Here is a 20,323-nt window from a genome sequence, read left to right as displayed (position 1 = left end):
GGGGTGCTAACTGAGCGTGGCCGTCCTGCGGGCGCGTGGCAGGAAGTCCGGCACCGGATCGTCGTCCACTGTGGACTTCGCGGTCAGGAACGCGATGAACAGGCCGACCAGCAGCGCCGCCCGGCCCCACACGCCGATCATCACCATCTGGGCGGTGAAGCCGTCGTAGATGGTGGTCGCCTTGTTGACGTCGATCGCGTGGTACCACCTGAAGATCCCGACGCCCATCGCGAAGTCCGCGATGTAGTACGAGATCGCCCAGCCGATGTGCACCCGCAGCAGAACGAACATCGGCACCAGCCACAGCGTGTACTGCGGCGAGTGGACCTTGTGCAGCAGCAGGAACCCGCACAGCATCGCGGCCGAGACCGCGATCCACGGGTACGTCCCGTCCTTGCGGTACCGCCGCCAGCCCAGGTACAGCGCCAGCGCGAACGAGGCGAGCACCAGCACCGGCGACCACAGCGTGACCATGTCCTGGAACTCGACGTTCTTCGGATCCGACTCCGGCCGGAAACCCCAGAACCAGAACGAGTTCGTGGTGATGTCGGCCTGCCGCAGACCCTGGAACGTGAACGACGCCTTCCAGCCGTCGAACCCGGCCAGCGCGAACGGCAGGTTCACCAGCACCGCGGTCAGCAACGCCACCCACGCGACCTGAAACATGCCCTTGACGTTGTGGCTCTTGCCCTCCGGCAACTCCCGGCCGTCTCTGCCGCCGGTCAGCACGTACAGCATCAACGGCATCACGAAGATCGCCGGATAGAGCTTGAACGTGAACCCGAGGCCGAGCAGGACAGCGGCGAACGTCGCCCGTTCCATCAACGGGCGGTTCGGACCGGCTCTGCCCCACCCGCGGTGCACCACGTACACGGCGGCGACCGCGCACAGCACAACCGGCAGTTCCCAGTTGTGGAACGCGTACAGCACAAGCGGTGGCCCGATCGCCCACAGCAGCGCACGCCACCTGCTCAGCTTGCCGAGCATCCACGCGGTGAGCAGCCCGAACGGCGCCATCAGGATCGCCGAACCGAGCAGGAACCCCGCGTCGGTGTCGGCGAACAACGCGCCCAGCCAGATCACCACGCCGGTGAGCACCGGGTACTCGACCGTGCCGCCGGTCAGCTCGCCCTTGGCGTTGATGCCGCCGTGCACGTACGGGAAGACGTGCTTGTCGATGTCACGGCCCATCCACAGGTACTGGATGTCCGAGTAGCAGGCGTCGCTGCGCGCCCGCTGCGTGTAGTCCGGCTCGCTGCGGCCCCACTTGTCGAAGTTGGGACCTGTGCACCTGTCCTTGTTGGCGAACCCCAGCACCAGGGCCACGCCGCACAGGAACACCGTCAGCGCCAGCGCGAACCGGCCGTACCGCAGAACCTTGCCGGACCGCCCCTGCGCGGATGTCGGCTCGCCCGCCTCGTGCTGGCCCACCGACCTCTCCGCCTCCTCGGACACCTGCCCCGGACGCACCACGAGTCACCCGCCAAGCGCCTGGCGGAGGAAAGCGATGTCCTCCGCCTGACCGTCGGACGGTGTCTCGACCACGACCGGAGCCCCTGCCGCGGCGACCACCGCCGCGAGCACCTCAGGTTCGATGGTGCCAGTACTGATGTTCGCGTGCCGGTCGCGTGACGATCCGAACTCGTCACGCGAGTTGTTCAAGTGGACCAGATCGATCCGGCCGGTGATGGTCTTGACCCGGTCGACGATGCCGACCAGCTCCTCACCCGCGGCGAACGCGTGGCACGTGTCCAGGCAGAACCCGGCGCCGAACTCACCGACCGCGTCCCACAGCCTGGCGAGCACGTCGAACCGGCGCGCCATGGCGTTGTCGCCGCCAGCCGTGTTCTCGATCAGGATCGGCAACGGGAAGCCGCCGTCCTTGGCCTGCCGTTCGAAGAACTTCCGCCAGTTGGCGATCCCGTCAGCCGGATCCTCGCCCCCGGTGACGTGCCCACCGTGCACGACCAGGCCTTTCGCGCCGATCGCCGCAGCGCCTTCGGCGTGCTGGGTGACGGTCTTGCGGGACGGGATCCGGATCCGGTTGTTCATCGACGCGATGTTCACCGGGTACGGCGAGTGCACGAAGACGTCGAGGTCAGTGGCCCGAAGCGCCTCGGCATGGGGGTGCTCAGGCGGTTTCTTCCACGACTGCGGGTCGGCGAGGAAGAACTGCACCACCTCGGCGCCACGCTCGCGCGCGGCGGCGAGCGGATCGTCGTCGCGGACATGGGCACCTATACGCATGGCCAGCGAGCGTAGTCGGCCTTCACTAGCAAACGAGCCGGTGGTAGGCCTGCCGGGGGCGCGCTACTCCACCTGGGCGAAGACGGGCACAGGTCACCGTCAGGTCACCGCCGATGCCGACGTGTGGGTGATTCCTGGTGTTCGGCGTCACCAACCGGGCGTACTGTCGTTGGATCCCGTAGAGGCTACTCGCCGGTACGACGGAGGACTGGATATGCGACTCGCCAAACGGCTGGCCGCCGCGTTCGCGGTTGCCATCGTCGTGTTGACGAGCAGCTTGCTTGGCGGGAACACCGCGGTCGCGGCGACTCCCGTCGTGATCGGCAGCTGCGCGGCCACTGTCCAGGGCGCTGCGGGCACCCCGATCCAGCTCAAACCGGCGGCGGTGCTCGAACCCGTCGTCAACATCGTCAAGGCGCTGGACCCGCTGAACCTGATCACCCCGACCGTCCGGTCGGTGTTCGCGGCGCTGCCGCCGATCCCGATCGGCGCGATCCCCGTGGGCGGCGGCTTCATCACCGCCGGTCAGATCGCCAACGGCGTGATCAAGGAGCTGACCAAGATCCCGCTGGTCGGCCCGATCATCGGCGGCGTGGCCAAGGGCGTGCAGGACACACTCGCCGGGCTGTGCGGCGTGACCGTGCAGATCGCCAACACCGCCGCCGCGCAGGCCCAGGACACCACCGCCGCACTGGCCGAGAAGGCCAACCAGGCCGCCAAGTCGATCATGCCGGGCGCGGGCGGCTCGAAGCCGGGAACGGGCAAGCCGCCGACGAACGGCGGCGGCCAGACCAAGCCCCCGCCCAACGAGACCACCCTGCCGCCCGGCGCTGGGACCGGTGTGACGCCACCCACCCTGCCCGTGATGGGCGGGGCGCCGAGTGCGCCACCGCTGATGGGCTGGACCGGCCTGAACACCGGCCGCTCGCCGATGACCGACTACAGCACGATCCCGTTCGCCCAAGCCGGGCTGTACGCGCCGTCACCGGCGGTCCGGTACGGCTCGGGTGTGCCGGGTTACAGCCCGCAGTTCGGCATCCTCGGCGTGGACAACCCACCCAATGACGGCGTCCAGGCCGCCGGACACGCCGAAGCGATCGGCGGCACGTCCGGGCGCACCGACATCGACGTGTCCGTGCTGCTCGCGGTGCTCGCGCTGTCCGGTGTGACCGCCGCGTTGGTGCGGACATGGGTCCTGCGCAAAGCCGCCGTCTAGACCCTGTTAACCTTTTCGGCCGTAGACCCTCCTGCCATGGAGACACCATGGCCGCGAGTCCACAGGAGGTGAGTGGTCTTCATGCGTCATTACGAAGTAATGATCATCCTCGATCCCAGCACCGACGAGCGCAACGTGCAGCCGTCGCTGGAGAACTACCTCAACGTGATCCGCAACTCCGGCGGTTCGGTCGAGAAGGTCGAGGTCTGGGGCAAGCGCAGGCTCTCGTTCGAGATCAACAAGCACGCCGAGGGCATCTACGCGGTGCTCGACGTGAACGCCGAGCCCGACGCCGTCAAGGAAATGGACCGTCAACTGGGCCTGTCCGAGTCGATCCTGCGCACCAAGGTGCTGCGCCGCGTCGACAAGCGTCCGGCCGCTCGGGCCTGATCTCCACCACCTCAGCTAGGGAGCCGATATGGCAGGCGACACGATCATCACGGTGGTCGGCAACCTGACCGCCGACCCGGAACTGCGGTTCACCTCGTCCGGTGCGGCCGTTGCCAGCTTCACGGTGGCTTCGACGCCGCGCACCTTCGACCGCCAGAGCGGCGAGTGGAAGGACGGCGAGGCGCTGTTCATGCGGTGCAGCATCTGGCGCCAGGCGGCCGAGAACGTGGCCGAGTCCCTCACCCGCGGTGCGCGGGTCGTGGTGACCGGCCGGCTCAAGCAGCGGTCCTACGACACCCGCGAGGGCGAGAAGCGCACCGTCATCGAGCTCGAGGTCGACGAGATCGGTCCCTCGCTGCGGTACGCGACCGCCAAGGTCAACCGCGTCAGCCGTGGTGAAGGCGGCGGCGGTGGATTCGGTGGTGGCGGCGGCAACAGCGGTGGCGGTGGCGGCGGAAACCGCCAGGCCCCGCCGTCCGACGACCCGTGGGGCTCCGCGCCTCCGGCGGGTGGCGGCGGCGGTGGCGGCTTCTCCGACGAACCGCCTTTCTAACCCCAAGACCTCTCAGGAGTAGTTCCCGTGGCAAAGCCACCCATTCGCAAGCCGAAGAAGAAGGTCTGCGCGTTCTGCAAGAAGGACGCTGTGGACACGTTGATCGACTACAAGGACACCGCGCTGCTGCGCAAGTTCATCTCCGACCGCGGCAAGATCCGCGCTCGTCGGGTGACGGGCAACTGCAGCCAGCACCAGCGGGACGTCGCCATCGCGGTGAAGAACGCTCGCGAGATGGCGCTGCTGCCCTACACGTCGACCGCGCGCTGATCGGAGACTGAGAAATGAAGCTGATTCTCACCACCGATGTGAGCGGTCTGGGCGGCCCCGGCGACATCGTCGAGGTCAAGGACGGCTACGGCCGCAACTACCTGCTCCCGCGTGGCCTGGCGATCCAGTCCACCAAGGGCGCGGAGAAGAACGTCCGCACCATCCGCCGTGCGCAGGACGCCCGCCGGGTGCGCGACCTCGACCACGCCAAGGAGATCAAGGCGACCCTCGAAGGGCTCGGTGCGATCCCGCTCAGGGCGAAGGCGGCTGCCGGGTCCGGCAAGCTGTTCGGTTCGGTCACCACGGCCGACATCGTCTCGGCGATCAAGGCGGCCGGTGGCCCGCAGCTGGACAAGCGGAGCGTCGAGCTGGCCGGTCACATCAAGAACGTCGGCAAGCACACCGCCAGCGTCCGGTTGCACCCGGACGTGAACGTCGCGGTGAAGCTGGAAGTCACCGCCGCGAGCTGACGCGGTTTCGTCGAACCACCCTCCCTTGCCCCGTGCTCGGGAGGGTGGTTCTTCTATCCACAGGTTGGGGCCCTTCTTGGGGTTAACCACCTCCGGCGACACGCCGAAGACACCGTTTCACGGCGACACGCCGAGGCAGTTTCGGCAAGTTCTTCCACACCTTGCGCACAGCCTCTGACCTGGGTTTTCGATTCTTATACCGGCAGTTGTCCACAACTTGCCCACAGGCCAACCGAGCCCTGTGGTCAGCTTCGGTCATTCATCCACAGGTTGTCCACAACGACGGTTTGGCGAGGGCCGGGGAGGACCTCTAGCGTGCATCGGGACACCCCCGACGCCGTTGCCTCCAGCACGTCGCCCGGGGTGTAGATTCGAACATATGAGCGAGGAGGGGCTGCACGGTGGCGCTCACGGATGACCGGGGACCGGCACCGGCGGACAACGGCGGGTCGAGCACCCCGGCGTTCGACAGGCAGCCTCCCCAGGACCAGGCAGCCGAGCAGTCGGTGCTCGGCGGGATGATGCTGTCCAAGGACGCGATCGCCGACGTGGTCGAGGTCCTGCGGCCGGGAGACTTCTACAAGCCGGCGCACCAGAACGTCTACGACTGCGTCCTCGACCTCTACAGCCGCGGCGAACCCGCCGACCCGATCACGGTGGCGGCGGAGATGGAGCGCAGGGGAGAGCTGCGCCGAATCGGCGGCGCCCCCTACCTGCACACGCTGATCGCCACAGTGCCCACCGCGGCGAACGCGGGTTACTACGCGGAGATCGTCGCGGAGAAGGCGGTCCTGCGCCGCCTGGTCGAAGCGGGAACCCGAATCGTCCAACTCGGCTACGCGGGCCAGGACGGCAGCGACATCAACGAGATCGTCGACCGCGCCCAGTCGGCGATCTACGAGGTCACCGAGCGCAGGACGACGGAAGACTACGTGGCGCTGGAGGAACTGCTCCAGCCCACGATGGACGAGATCGACGCGATCGCCTCCCGCGGCGGCTCGTCGCTCGGTGTCCCCACCGGCTTCGCGGACTTCGACGACCTCACCAACGGCCTGCACCCCGGCCAGATGATCATCGTCGCCGCCCGCCCCGGCGTGGGCAAGGCACTCGCACTGGACACCCCGCTGCCCACCCCGACCGGCTGGACGACCATGGGCGAGGTCAAGGTCGGCGACCGGTTGATCGACGCTTCCGGCAAACCGACGACCGTCATCGCCGCAACGGATGTGATGCACGACCGTCCGTGCTACGAGGTCGAGTTCTCCGACGGCACTGTGATCGTCGCGGACGCCGAACACCAGTGGCTGACGGACACGCGCGCCTCCCGCAGGGACAGCAAGCTCCCGGCGGGCATCCGCACGACCCGGGAACTGGCGGACACAGTTCGCTGCGCGACCGCCGACGGTCGCGCCAATCATTCCGTGACCAACGCCCGGCCACTCGACCTGCCGGAACGTGAGCTCCTGCTGTCGCCGTACGTCCTCGGTGCGTGGTTGGGCGACGGTCATTCAGCAACAGCCCGGTTCACAACGGCCGACCCGGAGATCATCTGGTACATCGAGCGCGAGGGAATCGACGCGTTCCCGCGCGGCAACATGCTCTACCAACTCCGCGTACCCGACACGTATGAGGTCGACGAACGCGAGTGCGTGGTGTGTGGCACGCCCTTCTACCCACAGACCAGCCAGGTCCGGAGCTGCGGCCGGTCGTGCGGTGCGAAGGCGCAGCACGTGTCCCAGCCGGTGCCGTCACCGGCATGTCCCGACTGCGGTGGGCCGTCCAGCGGCCTTCGGCAGTGTCAGAGCTGCCGAGGCCACCATGGCACGGTCAACGCGATGTTGCGGTCCATCGGCGTGCTCAACAACAAGCACATTCCAGCTGAGTACCTGCGTGCCTCGGAATCGCAACGACGCGCGCTGCTTGCGGGACTGCTGGACACCGATGGAACGGTGACAGCGAGCGGTTCAGCGCAGTTCGCTTCCACCAACCGTCGGCTGGCGCAGGACACCCTCGAACTGATCGTCAGCCTCGGCTACCGGTGCCGGATGACGACCAAGCGGGTCAAGGGTCGGTCCGTGGAAACGTCGACCTGCTACACGCTGACCTTCACCACGCAGGATCGGGTCTTCTGGTTGGAGCGCAAGCACCTGCTGCAAAAGGAGCTGCTGACCGGGCGGCCGCAGCGGGCGCGGACGCGGTACATCACCGATGTGCGCGCGGTCGCGAGTGTCCCAGTGCGGTGCGTCGAGGTCGACAACGCTGACCACTTGTATCTGGCGAGCCGCTCGATGATCCCCACGCACAACTCGACCCTGGGACTGGACTGGGCGCGGTCGGCGTCGATCAAGCACGGGATGTCCAGCGTCATCTTCTCGCTGGAAATGAGCAAGACCGAGATCGTCATGCGCATGTTGTCCGCCGAGGCGAAGATCCGGCTGGCCGACATGCGCGGTGGGCGGATGACCGACGACGACTGGACGCGGCTGGCGCGGCGGATGAGTGAGATCTCCGAGGCGCCGCTGTTCGTCGACGACTCGCCGAACATGACGATGATGGAGATCCGGGCGAAGGCGCGGCGACTCAAGCAGCGCAACGACCTCAAGCTCATCGTGCTCGACTACATGCAGCTGATGACGTCGGGCAAGCGGGTGGAGAGCCGCCAGCAGGAAGTCTCGGAGTTCTCCCGGTCGCTCAAGCTGCTGGCCAAGGAGCTCGAGGTTCCCGTTGTCGCGATGAGTCAGCTCAACCGTGGTCCCGAACAACGGACCGACAAGCGCCCGATGCTCGCTGACCTGCGTGAATCCGGTTCGCTAGAACAAGACGCGGACATGGTGGTGCTCATCCACCGGCCGGACGCGTGGGAGCGGGACGACCCGCGCGCCGGTGAGGCGGACCTGATCATCGCCAAGCACCGTGCCGGGCCGACCGCGACCATCACCGTCGCCCACCAGCTGCACTACTCGAAGTTCGCCGACCTCGCGCAGGCCTAGGACGCGCGTCGGCCGGTTCGCGATGCCGCTCAGCTCGATTGGAAGAACGCGAGCATTTTCCGGGCGGCGTCCGGGGATGTCAGCAACTGCTGGATCTGCGCTGACTTCCGGGCGGCGGCGCTGGTGCGTTCGAACATCTCGCTTTCGTATTCTTCGACGGCGGCGGGGTGGTCGTCCGGGTGCGCGGCCAGTGCGAGGCCGAGCAGGGCACCGTCGAGCAGTGCCATGTTGGCTCCCTCGCCGACGGGTGGCATCAGGTGTGCGGCGTCGCCGACCAGCGTGACGCCTGGCGTCGACGGCCAGGTCAGGCCGATCGGGAGCGTGGTTATCGGCCACAGCCGGATCGAGTCGTCGCAGGCTGCGATCAGCGCGGTGAACCGCGGGTCCCAGCCTGCCAACTGCTCGATCAGCCGCGTCCGGGCGGTGGCCGGGTCGTCGAAGGGGATCCCGCTGGCGGCGAACCAGTCCTCGGCGGTGTTGTAGAAGCTGAGGCCGATGCGCACGCGGCCGTCACCGTTGCGCTGCGCCGCAAGGGATTTCCCGTCGCCGAGCACCCAGTAGTTGCCACGGCCCACCATCGCGGCGAGGTCGGGGTGGGTGTGGTCGATGTCGGGAATGCCGAGTTCGACGGCGTTCTGGCCGATGTGCGTCGGCTGGGCGTCGGTGAGCATCGAGCGGACACGCGAGTTCGCGCCGTCGGCGCCGACCAGCAGGTCATAAGTCGCTGTGCTGCCGTCAGAAAAACGCAGCACGCCGTTGTCGGTGGATTCGAAGGCGTGTCCCCAGCGCACCGCGTCTCGGGGAAGGGAATCCAGCAGCAGGTTGCGCAGGTCGGCGCGGTCGACCTCGGGGCGCAAGAGCGGGGCATCGTCGGGCGTGTCCTCCTGCAGCAACAGGGTGCCGTCCGGCTCAAGCAGCCGCATGTCCTGGCCCTCACCACGGGCGATCGCGAGGAACTGGTCCATCAGCCCGGCCTCGCGCAGCGCCCGCTGCCCCGAGTGGATGTCGAGCATGCCGCCTTGACCACGCGCGTCGCGTGACGGTTCACGTTCGTACACAACGGCTTCGATGCCGTTCACGTGCAGCACTCTGGCTAGGGCAAGGCCGCCCAAGCCTGCTCCGACGATGGCGATGGTCATGGTCATCTCCTCGATTCACTACGTCTCTCGATACACTGTATCGAACAGTACGCCGTATCGCACCGAGCGCTGTACTGTCGTCGCATGTTGGTGTGGGAAAGGCCAGAGCCGCAGGATCGACCGGTACCGGCCCCGCTGAGCCGGGAGCGGATCGTTCGGGCGGCGATCCGGCTGGCCGACGCCGACGGCCTGGACGCGGTGTCGCTGCGCAAGGTGGCCGCCGCGCTGGACGTCGGGCCGATGCGGCTCTACGGCTACATCGCCACCAAGGAGGAGTTGCTCGACCTGATGGTCGACGCGGTGTACAGCGAGATCCAACCGGTCGGCGACGACTGGCGAGAGGTGCTGCACTCCCTTGCCCAATCCATCCGGCAGGCCGCTCACCAGCACGAATGGCTGGCCGACCTGATCGGCGGACGGCCACAGCTCGGACCGAACACGCTGGCGAGCGGGGAAGCGGTGCTGGCCGCGATGGCAGGCGTCGACCTGGACGTCGTCGTTCCGGCGGTCGACGCGGTCAACGCGTACGTGATCGGCGCGGTGCGCCGGGAGATCACCGAGCGGCGCGCCGAGCGGGCCACGGGGATGGACAAGACGCAGTGGCAGGTCACCTACGGCCCTTATCTGGTTCGGACCTTCGCCACCGGCAAGTTCCCCGCGCTGTCCAGGATGGTCCACGACGGCCCGCACCTGGATGCCGACCAGACCTTCCGCACCGGCCTCGACTTCCTCCTCGACGGCATCAAGGCCCGCGTCTCAGGCTGACGCGCCGCCTCAGAGCACGCTACGGCGGCGCGATCAAGACCGCCTGACGTCCGCAGTGAGCGGACCTGCCTGCTTCACCGTGTGCAGCACCGGCGAGGTCTCGATGCCCGTGATGGCGGGGAGGGCCAGTCTGCCGACCAGATACTCGTGCAGGGCTTGGGGGCTGGCGCACAGCGCGGTCGCCAGCAGGTTGGTCGGCCCGGTCGTGGCTGCCACCACCGCCAGTTCGCCGTGCTGCGCGAGGGTTCGTCCGACATCGTCCACCTCCGCCGGGGGTATGGACATCCACAGCATCGCTTTGGTGCGCTGGCCGGGAAGTTCGGCGGTGATGTCCACGTCGAAGAACACGGCTCCGCTCGACCGCAGCTCGGCCACGCGACGGGCCACTGTGGACTGCGACCACCCGGTCGCCTCGGCGAGGACGGAGTAACTCGCGCGACCGTCGTGCAGCAACGTGGCGAGCAGACGCTGTTCGACCGGCCCGAGTTCCGGGTGTGCCCCAGTGGGTTGTGGTGGGCTGAGCGCGGCGACCTGGTCGGGTGTGAGCGCTGCGGTGCGCCCGTGCCATGTGGTCGGGCCGCCGAGGTACATGTGCAGGATGCAGTGCGCCGAAACGGCGGTGACGCTCGCGGTTCGTGGAATGTCGCGTAGCAACAACGAATGCGGCTGGTCCGCCCCGGGCAGCGCCCGGATGATCGCGGAGATCTCGGTGCCGCCGGAGGTCAGCTGTACCCACGAGGTGTCCGGTCGTCTGGCCAGCGCGTGCGCGATGTCCTGTGCGCTGGCCGGGCCGGCGGTGAGCCGCACGATCCACTGCTGGTACCCGTCGAAACCGGGGCTGGGCAGGCCGATCACGCGCAACCCGGCCTCGGCCCGCAGCCGCTGGTAGCGCCGGATCATCGTCTGCGCGGAGGTGCCGAGTACCTCGGCCAACCGGCTGAACGGCACCCGGCCGTCGATGTGCAGGGCGTGCACCAGCGCACGGTCCAGGTCGTCCAGCATGGCTGATATCTCCACATCACGGTTCCAGATGGCAGTTCCTTGCACCCGGCACTGCTTGGCTACTCGTTTCTCCTCATTGTCCTGAGACTAGCTCCCGGAATCACCGATGGGGAGGAACACATGGATTACCGATGGCGCTGGCTCGCGCTGACCGCCGTACTGGTGGCCGAGGCGATGAACATGCTGGACGGCACGATCGTCCAGGTCGCGGCCCCGGCCATCCACGGCGAGCTGGGCGGTTCCGCGTCGCAAGTGCAGTGGTACACAGCCGCGTACACGTTGCCCTTCGCGTTGCTGCTGATCACAGGCGGGCGGCTGGGTGACATCGCCGGCAGACGACGGATCTTCCAACTCGGCGTCGGCGGGTTCGCGGTGACGTCGGCGGTGTGCGCGGTGTCCCCCACGCCGTGGCTGCTGATCTCCGCTCGTGCCCTGCAAGGGGTGGCAGCGGCGATGGTCATCCCTCAGACATTCGGCCTGGTCAAGGCAATGTTCCGGGGTGCGGAGCTGGGCAAGGCACTGGGCAGCATCGGTCCGGTGATGGGGTTGGCGGCGGTGTGCGGACCCGTGGCAGGCGGGCTGCTCACCCAGGGGATGTCGTGGCACGCGGTGTTCCTGATCAACCTGCCGCTGTCGGTCGCAGTGCTCGCCGTCAGCCCGCTCATCCTTGAGGACCGCGCGCCGCGACGGCCGAAGCTGGACCTGACCGGAACCGCGCTGGCCGCGCTGGGCAGCGGGCTGGTGGTGTACCCGTTGATCGAGACCGGCAAGGACGGCTGGTTCGTGCCGCCGTGGCTGGTGATCGCCGCCGGATTCGTTGTCCTGCTGCTGTTCGCGGCACAACAGCGGCGCGGAACGCTGATCGAGTCCAGCCTGTTCGTCGGGCGCGGTTTCCCGGCGGCGCTGATCACCTCCATGGTGTTCTTCGCTGTGCTGACCGGGTTGATGCTGGTGTTGGTGCTGCACATGCAGTTCGACCAAGGCATGGACGCGCGGGCGGCCGGGTTGGCCATGGTGCCGTGGTCGGTCGGTATGGGCATCGCTTCGTGGACGGCCGGAGCGCACCTGGTGCCGCGCTACGGGCGCCGGGTGATGTTCGTCGGAGCTGGGGTTCTGCTGGTCGGTGTCGTCCTGCTCGGCCTGCCGCAGCCGGGGGTCCTGGTGGCGTTGGCGATCGGTGGCTGTGGTGCCGGGTTGTTCACGACGCCGTTCTTCACGTTGGCGCTGCGGGATGTCGGTCCGCAGGAAGCCGGTTCGGCGGCTGGTCTGCTCAACGCGGTGCAACAACTCGGCGGCACTCTCGGGGTCGCGTTGCTGGGGAGCGTGTTCCTCGGCGCGGGTTTCGCTGCGGTGCAATGGGTGGCCGCTGGCGCGCTCGTGGCCGCGGCCGGATCCGCGGTGCTGATGCGGCACCGTGTCCCGGAGTACACGTGACACGGTTCCAGGGGTCGGCTCCGGGTGGTTCCCGATGCCGAGCCTTCGTTTGTCACGGCACAGTCAGAGCGTGCGAACGGTTGGTGTCATGGCGGCGGTCGCCTTGCTTTGCGTGGCCACACCCGCAACTGCGGAATCGGCAGAACTCTCACTGCCCGCGCCCACTGGGCGTGATGCGGTTGGGCGCACCACGATCGTCCTCACCGACCACAGTCGTGTCGATCCGTGGGTGCCAGAAGCCGGACCGCGTCGGCTCATGGTCACGACGTACTACCCCGCTGTACGGGGGACCGGTGGCAAGGCCCGCTACATGGACATCGCTGAGGCCGAAGCACTCATGGAACACGCTGGCCCGAGCGTGAACCTGCCCGCCGACAAGCTCGCCGGCACCCGCACGTGGTCGCGTACCGACGCCCTCCCACTGTCAGGTCGACGGCCGCTTGTCCTGCTGTCACCCGGTTTCACCATGCCACGCCACACGATGACCGCCCTGGCCGAGGACCTGGCCTCACGCGGTTACGTCGCCGCGGCCGTCGACCACGCCTACGAGTCCGTCGCCACCAAGTTCCCCGGCGGCGTGCTGCCCTGCTCGGCCTGCGAACTCCCCGGCAAGATCGGGATCGGCAAGATCGCGCTCAGCCGAGGCGCCGACCTGTCGTTCGTGCTCGACCAACTGAGCCGCAACCCGCTGGTCGACCGGCACCACATTGCCGTCGTCGGGCATTCCATGGGCGGGAGTGGTGCGGCGACGGCGATGCGTGCCGACCGGCGCATCGACGCCGGGATCAACATGGACGGCGCGATGCTGCCGTCCGATCCGCTCGACCGCCCGTTCCTGCTGTTCGGCAGTCCGGACCTGCACGTGCCCGGCAACGAGGAGTACGACCCGTCGTGGGAAACGGTGTGGCCGCGGATGTCCGGCTGGAAGCGCTGGCTGACCGCGACCACCGGCAGCCACTACTCCTTCACCGACATGACCCACCTCCTGCGGCCGGCCGACGCCCGTGACATCCACATGACCAGGTCGTATGTCGCCGCGTTCGTCGACCAGCACCTGCGTGGCATCCCGCAGCGCCTGCTCACCGGACCGTCGGCCGACTTCCCGGAGGTCGGCTTCGACCACCCGTAGGCCTACTGCTTGACCGCCTGCAGGGTGTACGAGCAGGCCACCCGGCTCCGGTTCTCGGTGAAGCTCCACTCCTCGGTCGCCGGGTCCAAGGTCATGTGGCCGGGCACGGCGTTCCACGGCACGCTGTCGTGCTCGACGAACTGGGTCAGGCGCAGCCCGTTGTCCATCAGGGCCGTGATGATCTCGGCCATGCCGTGGTTCCAGCTGTGGGACAGGCCGTTGTGGAAACTCACGTCGGTCGTGACGTACGTGCTGTCCTCGTCGAAGACCATCGGTTCGGCCTGTTCGAAGTACGAGTAGTGCGGGTACGGGACCGGTGCCGTTTCGTCGATGCCCCACAGCATCGGGTGGCCCTCGCGGATGAAGAGCCTGCCGCCGGGCCGCAGCAGCGACGAGACGACCTGTGCCCAACGGGAAACCGAAGGCAGCCAGCACAATGCGCCGACTCCGGTGTAGACGAGGTCGAAGGACTCCGCGCCGAGGACGTCGACCGCGTCGTGGACATCGGATTCGTGGAAGGGGATCTCCGCTCCGGCCGCTTCGGTCTGCTTTCGGGCTTCGGCGAGTGCGGCCGGGGAGAAGTCCAGTCCGGTCATGTGCGCGCCAAGCCTGGCCAACGACAGGGTGTCGGTGCCGATGTGGCACTGCAGGTGCACGCCACGCAGGCCGTCGATCGGACCGAGCCGTGGCTTGTCGAAGCGGACGACGGCGCTCAGGTGCGCCGGGTCGGCGAGGAACCGGGCGATGCCGTAGTCGGCGGATGCGGCGTGGGCGGGCGCACGCTCGTCCCAGTGGGCCTTGTTGATCGTCACCGAGTCCATGCCCGCCAGGATGACCGCCCGGCCGGGGCCTCACAACTCAGTATTTGTCGTGGTGACGCAGCCAGGACAGGTGTAGCCTGGTTGTTGAAGATTCAACATTTGGGAGGTGCCCGATGAGCACGATGCCCGTGCTGTACCTCAGCCACGGTGCGCCACCGCTGGCCGACGACCCGCTCTGGACGGGGCAACTGGCGCGGTGGTCGGCGGATCTGCCGCGGCCCGCCGCGATCCTCGTGGTGTCGGCGCACTGGGAGGAGGCCCCGTTGACCATCGGCGCCACCACCACCCAGCCGCTGGTCTACGACTTCTGGGGATTCCCGCAGCGCTTCTTCGAGGTGAAGTACGCGGCACCCGGCGCGCCTGACCTGGCCGCCAAGGTCCGTAAGCTCGTCCAGTCGCCGGACACCCCGGTGCGTGACGAGCCCGCACGCGGCCTGGACCACGGTGCGTACGTCCCACTGGTGGAGATGTACCCGGAGGCGGACGTCCCGGTGCTGCAGATCTCGATGCCGACGCTCGATCCGTCCGGCCTGCTCGACCTCGGCCGCAAACTGGCGCCGTTGCGCGACGAGGGCGTGCTGATCATCGGCAGCGGCTTCTTCACCCACAACCTCACCGGGATGAACATGGCGGCGGGCACGGACATCACCCCGCCGCAGTGGTCGAGCGAGTTCGACGCGTGGGGCAAGGAGGTCCTGACCGAACGGGATTTCGACGCGCTGCTGGACTTCGGCCACAAGGCGCCTGCCGCCCGGCTGGCCCACCCGCGCACCGAGCACTTCGCGCCGTTGTTCGTCGCGCTCGGCGCGAGCATCGACCGCAACGAGCACGCGGACACGACAATCGACGGCTACTGGTACGGCCTGTCGAAGCGTTCCGTGCAGTTCGATTGAGGAACTCACCGGCCGAGGTACTTGAGTGTCCTTGTTGGACAATGGAGACTCGGACCCATGCGTGCGCCGGAACTCGTCATGGGAGTGTTGCACGGCAAAGGCTTGCTTGATCCACATACCGGGCTGCCCTGCCGGGAACTGCTGATCGACCGCCTCGGCCTTGCCCTCACCCGCGTCAGAACACACGGCACACTCGTGAGTCTCGTGCTCGTGCCGGGCGACGCCGACATCGCGGTCCAGTTGCGACGGACCATGCGTGACGACCACACCGTCGCCCAGTACGAGCCGGACCTGGTCGCGATCATCGCCGAACACCCCCACGGCGACGCGAAACCGATCATCGAACGCGTCCGCACCGTCACGAACGCCAGAACCGGCTGGTCCACGAGCGATGGCACCGCCCGCGTGCACGAGATGCTGTTCCGCGCCGAAGCCGCCCTGATCTGAGAACGAAAGCCCGAGCACACGGGAACGGGCCCGAGAGCACGGTTGCTCTCGGGCCCGCTCAGCGAGACCGACGGTCAGACCTTCGGCAGGCCAAGCCCCCCGGCCAGACCCGTGATGCTGGACGCGTCAGCGGCGTCGACACCGGAAACGACGGGCAGCTGCTCGGGCAGGCCGCCGCTCTGCACGCTGAGCATCTGCGGCGAGCCTGCGGGCAGCTGCACCGACTCGGCCTGGGTGGCCAGGTCGGACCCCGTCGACTTGGACAGCCCACCCTGGACGTCCAGGCTGTCGAGTCCCCGAGCCAGGCTCTCGACCAGCATCTTGTGCTCACCCTCAGCCACGACGGGCAGGTTGTGGGGGTCCAGCGTGCCGACGATCGAGGCATTGGTGATGTCGCTCGGCTCGGTCGGCAACTGCGGCTGCGTGAGCAACTGGGTCAGGTCCACGGGCAGGTCGAGCTTGTCGGTGACCTGGCCGACCTTGTCGGTGGGCAGACCGCGCGTGGTGGTCGGCAGGCCGAGCTTGTCGGTGGGCAGGCCGAGCTTGTCGGTGGGCAGACCGCCGGTTCCCGACAGCTTGGTCAGGTCGGTCACGGGGCCCACGCCGAGGAGGTCTCCGGTGAGCTGGCTCGCCGAAAGCAGTTTCGTCAGGCCACCGAGTCCAGCCAGGTCCCCGACCGGCAGATTGCCCACCGGCAGATCACGCGACTCCTCGGCGGAGACGGCTGGCATCTCCGGCATGGTCGGCATGGTCGGCATGAGCGCCAGGCTGTCGTTGAGGTTGGTCAACGTCCCCAGGTTGGTCAGCGCGCCCAGGCCGGACAGCGGCAGACCCGGCAGGGTGGGAGCAGGCGCTGCGGACGCCTGGAAAACCCCGAAGCCGAGGGCACAGGCCGCGGTGGCGGTGATGAGGATGCTGCGGCGGATGGTCTTGCGCACGAAAATTCTCCTTGTGAAAACGGGTGGAGGGTAAGGGAAACGAGGTGGCCGGGGATTTCGACCCCGGCCACCATGGGATCAGGGCAGCTTCGGCAGACGGTCGAAGTCGGGCTGCACGGGCAGTTGCTTGACCACTTTGGCGACGGGCAGTGCCTGCATCTCGTCCAATGAGGACAAATCAGCCGCGCCGGTGATGTTCTTGAGGCCAGACAGGCCGACGCCGTTGACGTACGCGTCGTCCAGACCGGCGGTCGGCAGCTTAGAACTGTCCTTATTAGACAGTACAGGATGGCCGACCGGCAGGCTCGACCGGGTCCGGGTAACGGACACCGAAGGGTGCATCGGCAGTGCGTCGACGACCTTGCTCATCGGCTGCGTCTGCGCCGCGTCGACGATTTCCTGCAGATAGGACAGTTCCATGCCGTTGACGTTCGCGGTGCCCAGGTTCGGGGCCACGTTCATCTGCGCCCCGGTCAACCGGCCCGGCAGTCCGAGCACCTCGTCAACCGGCACCTTCTCGAGCGGCAGTTCGCTCACCGGCCCGTCCGCACGGGTCTTGGCCGGCGAGAACAGATCGTGCCTCGGCAACCGCGGCAGTTTGTTGGCGGCCAGACCTCCCCTGGCGATCGGCAGATCGATGATCGGCGCGGTGTCATCGAGCTTGGCCTGTGGGATGTTCTTGCCTTGTGCGACGGCGTGTGCCAGCACCGGAACCGGGATGGCGAAGATCTGCTGGGTCGCGTCCAACGGAATCGACTGGTTCACGCCCGACAGCGTGTTCATCGGACCGTCGGTCTCGTAGTCGCCACCCACCAGCGTGGTGGTGGTGTTCTCCGCAGCACCGACAGCGTGCCCACCGACAGACCCGGCGTTGCCGAAGACCTGACCCGCTGCCGTGACGGGCACGGCGAACAGGTTGCCCGAGATCGAGCCGTACTCACCGTCTGTCGTCGCGTCGCCGCCGATGAGAGCCGTGGTGTGGTTCTTCCCGACACCGGTGGCATTGCCGACGGCCGAAGCCGCGTTGCCGAAGATCTGCGCGGCGCCTGCGGCAGGCACTGTGGCCAGGTTGCCGGACAGGTTTCCGCCGTTGCCGGACGTGGTGTCCTCACCACCGTTGACAGTGGTTGTTTCGTTCGGGCCGGCACCGAGCGCGTTGCCACCGACAGCGGCGGCGTCGCCGAAGACCTGGGCGATCGCGGCGACCGGCACGTCCGCCAGGTTGCCCGCGATCGAACCGCGGTCACCGCTGGTGGTGATGTCACCGCCGTTGGTCACCACGGTGTCGTTGTGGCCGGAGCCGTTCGACAGACCGGTGAGCGCCGCGGCGTCACCGAAGGCCTGACCGACTGCCAGCGGCTGGACGCTGGCCACGTTGCCTGCGATCGAGCCGTCCTGGCCGTTGGTCAGGACGTTGCCACCGGCGGTCGCGTCGGTGTCGTTGTCGGCGGAGCCGTTGGCGACCGAACCGATCCCGAGCGCGTCACCGAAGACTTGGATCGCACCGGCACCGGGCAACGAAGCGACGTTGCCGTTGATCGTGCCCGCCTTGCCGTCGGTGGTGACGGTGCCGCCCGAGGTGGACGAAGTGTCACCCGTTGCCCACGAGGTGGGCTTGCCGACCACACCCGCGGCCAGTCCGAACGCCTGTCCGGGCAAGGCCAGCGGGACGGCCGCGACGTTGCCGGACGCGGCGCCGCCGGTGCCCTTGGCGATGACCGGCCCACCGGCCGTGACCATCGTGTCCTTGATCGCCGTTGCCTTGGCGATACCGCCACCCGTCGCCGAGTTGCCGAACACCTGCACCGGCCCGGCGAGAGAGGTGACCACGGCGTTCGACGCCAGCACACCGGCGTCGTCATGGGTGTTGGTCAGGCCACCAGCGGCGGTCACCTTGTTCTCATCGACCTTGCTGGAGGTCAGACCGGCGAGGTTGGCGTTGTTGCCCAGCACTTCGGCCGGCAGACCGACGGCCGGGGTCACGGCGTTGCCGCCGACGGAGCTGTCATTGCCCGTCGTGCCGGTGACACCACCTGCCTTGGTGACGACGTCGTTGCAAACATCGGTATTGCCGCGGCCAAGCACGGTCGCGGAGTTGCTCAGCACCTGCACGGGCCCGGCCGCCGACGGCCGCACGGCGCTACCGCCGAGCACGGAGTTGTCCGCGTGCACAACCGAGTCACCACCGGCGGTGGAGACCTTGTGCTCACCGACCAGTGCCTCGGTCTGGCCACCGACGTTGGCGGCGAGGCCGAAGACCTCCGCGGGCATCGCCACGGCTGCGCTGCCCACTGTGCCGGAGACGACGCTGTTGTCCGCATTGGACAACGCGTGTCCACCGGCCTTGGTGACGGTGGCGTTCAGCGAGTCCGTCTTGGCGATGCCGAGCACGCTCGCCGCGTTGCCGAAGGCTTCGACGGGACCGGCGAGCGCGGGATCGGCGATCGTTCCGGCAAGCACGGCGTCCTTGCCGCTGGTGACGGTGTTTCCACCGGCCTTCGAGGTGTCGGTGTTGACGTGGTGGACGTCGGTCAGCCCGCCGAGCGTGGCCGAGTTGGCGAAGAGTTGCACAGGCGAGGCGGCCGACGGGGTCAGCGCGGTGCCACCACCCGTCGACTTGTCACCGTTGGTGCTCGTCGAGCCGCCGGACTGCGTGACCGTGCCGGTGGCACCGTCGCAGTCACCGGTACCCAGCAGGGTTGCCGCGTTGCACGTGACGTCGACCGTCCCGGCGATCGCGGGCTCGGCGACGGTGCCGGACAGCACCGACTCCTTGCCGCTGGTGGTGATGAAGTTGCCGGCCTTGGCACGGTTGCCCAGTGCCTGCCCTGCGGTCGCGGCGACGGTGTTCTTCTCGGCGACCCACGACTTACCGCCGGCCGAGGCCGCGTTGCCGTGCACGCCGACCGGCAGTGCGATCGGCACACCGGCGCCGGTGCCACCGACCACGGTGTTGTCGCCGTTGGTCGTGATGGTGCCGGGAGCGTGTGCCTCGTCGTCCATCGCGGTGACGGCCGTGGCGATACCGGCCGCGGAGACCGCGTTCGCGGTCACGCCGACCGGCGTGGCGAACTGGCCGGACGCGACGTTGCCTGCCAGCACGCTGTTGGCGCCGTCGGTGACGATGTCACCGCCGGAGACAGTGGTGTTCTCGGACACGAAGTACGTGGTCGCCTTGCCCAGCGCGGCAATCGCGTTGCCGCTGATCCGGACGGGCAATGCCCAATCGAGGTTGACCACGTTGCCGCCGAGAACGCCGTCCGAGCCGCTGGTCAACACCGGACTGGAGTTGGTGTCGGTCTCGCTGGAGGTGGCGCTCACGGCGGCGTCACCCCCTGCCGCGATCGCGTTGCCCGCGAACTCGACGGGCACGACGACGTGCGGGGTGACCTTGTTGCCGTGAAACGCATCGGCCGCCTTGGCCGTGATCCGCTGGACGCCGGGGACGTTGCCGGCGACGGATTTCGCCTTGCCGACCACCGGCTCGACCTTCGCGACCGGGGTGCCCTTCATCACGGCGTCCGTACTCACTACGGCGTCGCGGTGCACACCTGGCAGGTTCTGCTGGCCGAGCGGGGTACCGAGCGCGTTGTCGTGTATCCGAACTGGGATCTTCACC

At 68.0% G+C, this 20,323-nt stretch carries 18 protein-coding genes; 11 read left to right on the top strand and 7 right to left on the bottom strand.

What is annotated here, in order from left to right; genetic code table 11:
• Nucleotides 1-6 precede the first annotated feature (6 nt).
• Nucleotides 7-1,470: a glycosyltransferase family 87 protein gene (locus ALI144C_RS43485; RefSeq protein WP_441297604.1), complete on the bottom strand. Its 1,464-nt coding sequence runs from the start codon at nucleotides 1,468-1,470 to the stop codon at nucleotides 7-9.
• 6 nt (nucleotides 1,471-1,476) lie between these two features.
• Nucleotides 1,477-2,247, bottom strand: coding sequence for a deoxyribonuclease IV (locus ALI144C_RS43480; protein WP_076993124.1), 771 nt, complete (start codon nucleotides 2,245-2,247; stop codon nucleotides 1,477-1,479).
• A 214-nt stretch (nucleotides 2,248-2,461) separates the two neighbouring features.
• Between ALI144C_RS43480 and ALI144C_RS43475 the strand changes: the two genes are divergently transcribed.
• From ALI144C_RS43475 to dnaB, 6 genes are all read left to right on the top strand, one after another.
• A complete protein-coding gene (locus ALI144C_RS43475; protein WP_237774598.1) occupies nucleotides 2,462-3,463 on the top strand; it encodes a hypothetical protein in 1,002 nt (333 codons plus the stop codon).
• Between the two features lie 81 nt (nucleotides 3,464-3,544).
• Nucleotides 3,545-3,853, top strand: coding sequence for a 30S ribosomal protein S6 (gene rpsF, locus ALI144C_RS43470; RefSeq protein ID WP_076993701.1), 309 nt, complete (start codon nucleotides 3,545-3,547; stop codon nucleotides 3,851-3,853).
• A 28-nt stretch (nucleotides 3,854-3,881) separates the two neighbouring features.
• Nucleotides 3,882-4,406 (top strand): single-stranded DNA-binding protein, encoded by a 525-nt coding sequence (locus ALI144C_RS43465; protein ID WP_076993123.1) that lies wholly within the window; start codon nucleotides 3,882-3,884, stop codon nucleotides 4,404-4,406.
• Nucleotides 4,407-4,433: 27 nt separating this feature from the next.
• Nucleotides 4,434-4,676, top strand: coding sequence for a 30S ribosomal protein S18 (rpsR, locus tag ALI144C_RS43460; RefSeq protein WP_054296255.1), 243 nt, complete (start codon nucleotides 4,434-4,436; stop codon nucleotides 4,674-4,676).
• Between the two features lie 14 nt (nucleotides 4,677-4,690).
• Nucleotides 4,691-5,146 (top strand): 50S ribosomal protein L9, encoded by a 456-nt coding sequence (gene rplI, locus ALI144C_RS43455; protein ID WP_076993122.1) that lies wholly within the window; start codon nucleotides 4,691-4,693, stop codon nucleotides 5,144-5,146.
• A gap of 401 nt (nucleotides 5,147-5,547) precedes the next feature.
• Nucleotides 5,548-8,136, top strand: coding sequence for a replicative DNA helicase (gene dnaB, locus ALI144C_RS43450; protein WP_076993121.1), 2,589 nt, complete (start codon nucleotides 5,548-5,550; stop codon nucleotides 8,134-8,136).
• Between the two features lie 29 nt (nucleotides 8,137-8,165).
• On the opposite strand, the gene ALI144C_RS43445 is transcribed toward dnaB, so the two are convergent.
• Nucleotides 8,166-9,275, bottom strand: coding sequence for an FAD-dependent oxidoreductase (locus ALI144C_RS43445; RefSeq protein ID WP_076993700.1), 1,110 nt, complete (start codon nucleotides 9,273-9,275; stop codon nucleotides 8,166-8,168).
• 84 nt (nucleotides 9,276-9,359) lie between these two features.
• On the opposite strand from ALI144C_RS43445, the gene ALI144C_RS43440 reads away from it, so the two are divergent.
• Nucleotides 9,360-10,040 carry a TetR/AcrR family transcriptional regulator gene (locus tag ALI144C_RS43440; protein ID WP_076993120.1) on the top strand — a complete coding sequence of 227 codons (681 nt, stop codon included), beginning with the start codon at nucleotides 9,360-9,362 and terminating at the stop codon, nucleotides 10,038-10,040.
• 33 nt (nucleotides 10,041-10,073) lie between these two features.
• Here the strand turns inward: ALI144C_RS43440 and ALI144C_RS43435 are convergent, their stop codons facing one another.
• Nucleotides 10,074-11,087, bottom strand: a complete 1,014-nt coding sequence (locus ALI144C_RS43435) for an Lrp/AsnC family transcriptional regulator (protein ID WP_330359648.1) — start codon at nucleotides 11,085-11,087, stop codon at nucleotides 10,074-10,076.
• A gap of 75 nt (nucleotides 11,088-11,162) precedes the next feature.
• Here ALI144C_RS43435 and ALI144C_RS43430 point away from each other — a divergent pair, with 75 nt between their 5' ends.
• Together ALI144C_RS43430 and ALI144C_RS43425 are read left to right on the top strand one after the other, a co-directional pair.
• Nucleotides 11,163-12,476, top strand: coding sequence for an MFS transporter (locus ALI144C_RS43430; RefSeq protein WP_076993118.1), 1,314 nt, complete (start codon nucleotides 11,163-11,165; stop codon nucleotides 12,474-12,476).
• A gap of 256 nt (nucleotides 12,477-12,732) precedes the next feature.
• Nucleotides 12,733-13,605 carry an alpha/beta hydrolase family protein gene (locus tag ALI144C_RS43425; RefSeq protein WP_168211498.1) on the top strand — a complete coding sequence of 291 codons (873 nt, stop codon included), beginning with the start codon at nucleotides 12,733-12,735 and terminating at the stop codon, nucleotides 13,603-13,605.
• 2 nt (nucleotides 13,606-13,607) lie between these two features.
• Here ALI144C_RS43425 and ALI144C_RS43420 read toward each other — a convergent pair whose 3' ends face one another.
• On the bottom strand, nucleotides 13,608-14,426 hold the full coding sequence (locus tag ALI144C_RS43420) for a class I SAM-dependent methyltransferase (protein WP_076993116.1): 819 nt from the start codon (nucleotides 14,424-14,426) through the stop codon (nucleotides 13,608-13,610).
• Nucleotides 14,427-14,539: 113 nt separating this feature from the next.
• Between ALI144C_RS43420 and ALI144C_RS43415 the strand changes: the two genes are divergently transcribed.
• Nucleotides 14,540-15,319: a dioxygenase family protein gene (locus ALI144C_RS43415; protein ID WP_076993115.1), complete on the top strand. Its 780-nt coding sequence runs from the start codon at nucleotides 14,540-14,542 to the stop codon at nucleotides 15,317-15,319.
• Between the two features lie 57 nt (nucleotides 15,320-15,376).
• Nucleotides 15,377-15,766: a hypothetical protein gene (locus ALI144C_RS43410; RefSeq protein WP_076993114.1), complete on the top strand. Its 390-nt coding sequence runs from the start codon at nucleotides 15,377-15,379 to the stop codon at nucleotides 15,764-15,766.
• Between the two features lie 74 nt (nucleotides 15,767-15,840).
• On the opposite strand, the gene ALI144C_RS43405 is transcribed toward ALI144C_RS43410, so the two are convergent.
• Both ALI144C_RS43405 and ALI144C_RS43400 read right to left on the bottom strand, forming a co-directional pair.
• Nucleotides 15,841-16,704 carry a hypothetical protein gene (locus ALI144C_RS43405; RefSeq protein WP_076993113.1) on the bottom strand — a complete coding sequence of 288 codons (864 nt, stop codon included), beginning with the start codon at nucleotides 16,702-16,704 and terminating at the stop codon, nucleotides 15,841-15,843.
• Nucleotides 16,705-16,782: 78 nt separating this feature from the next.
• Complete coding sequence (locus ALI144C_RS43400) at nucleotides 16,783-20,322, bottom strand: beta strand repeat-containing protein (RefSeq protein WP_143231214.1); 3,540 nt, start codon at nucleotides 20,320-20,322, stop codon at nucleotides 16,783-16,785.
• Nucleotide 20,323 lies beyond the last annotated feature (1 nt).

The sequence above is a fragment of the Actinosynnema sp. ALI-1.44 genome, from assembly GCF_001984155.1.
Taxonomy (GTDB): Bacteria; Actinomycetota; Actinomycetes; order Mycobacteriales; family Pseudonocardiaceae; genus Kibdelosporangium.
Note: the sequence above shows the minus strand (reverse complement) of the source record. Positions and strands in the feature narration are given on the sequence as shown.

What these genes read in the sequence shown, in the direction of transcription:
- ALI144C_RS43415 (WP_076993115.1), top strand. Translation starts at nt 14,540, where the DNA reads ATGAGCACGATGCCCGTGCTGTACCTCAGCCACGGTGCGCCACCGCTG.
- ALI144C_RS43410 (WP_076993114.1), top strand. Translation starts at nt 15,377, where the DNA reads ATGCGTGCGCCGGAACTCGTCATGGGAGTGTTGCACGGCAAAGGCTTG.
- ALI144C_RS43480 (WP_076993124.1), bottom strand. Translation starts at nt 2,247, where the DNA reads ATGCGTATAGGTGCCCATGTCCGCGACGACGATCCGCTCGCCGCCGCG.
- ALI144C_RS43475 (WP_237774598.1), top strand. Translation starts at nt 2,462, where the DNA reads ATGCGACTCGCCAAACGGCTGGCCGCCGCGTTCGCGGTTGCCATCGTC.
- rplI (WP_076993122.1), top strand. Translation starts at nt 4,691, where the DNA reads ATGAAGCTGATTCTCACCACCGATGTGAGCGGTCTGGGCGGCCCCGGC.
- ALI144C_RS43445 (WP_076993700.1), bottom strand. Translation starts at nt 9,275, where the DNA reads ATGACCATCGCCATCGTCGGAGCAGGCTTGGGCGGCCTTGCCCTAGCC.
- ALI144C_RS43420 (WP_076993116.1), bottom strand. Translation starts at nt 14,426, where the DNA reads ATGGACTCGGTGACGATCAACAAGGCCCACTGGGACGAGCGTGCGCCC.
- ALI144C_RS43465 (WP_076993123.1), top strand. Translation starts at nt 3,882, where the DNA reads ATGGCAGGCGACACGATCATCACGGTGGTCGGCAACCTGACCGCCGAC.
- rpsF (WP_076993701.1), top strand. Translation starts at nt 3,545, where the DNA reads ATGCGTCATTACGAAGTAATGATCATCCTCGATCCCAGCACCGACGAG.
- ALI144C_RS43430 (WP_076993118.1), top strand. Translation starts at nt 11,163, where the DNA reads ATGGATTACCGATGGCGCTGGCTCGCGCTGACCGCCGTACTGGTGGCC.
- ALI144C_RS43440 (WP_076993120.1), top strand. Translation starts at nt 9,360, where the DNA reads ATGTTGGTGTGGGAAAGGCCAGAGCCGCAGGATCGACCGGTACCGGCC.
- ALI144C_RS43425 (WP_168211498.1), top strand. Translation starts at nt 12,733, where the DNA reads ATGGTCACGACGTACTACCCCGCTGTACGGGGGACCGGTGGCAAGGCC.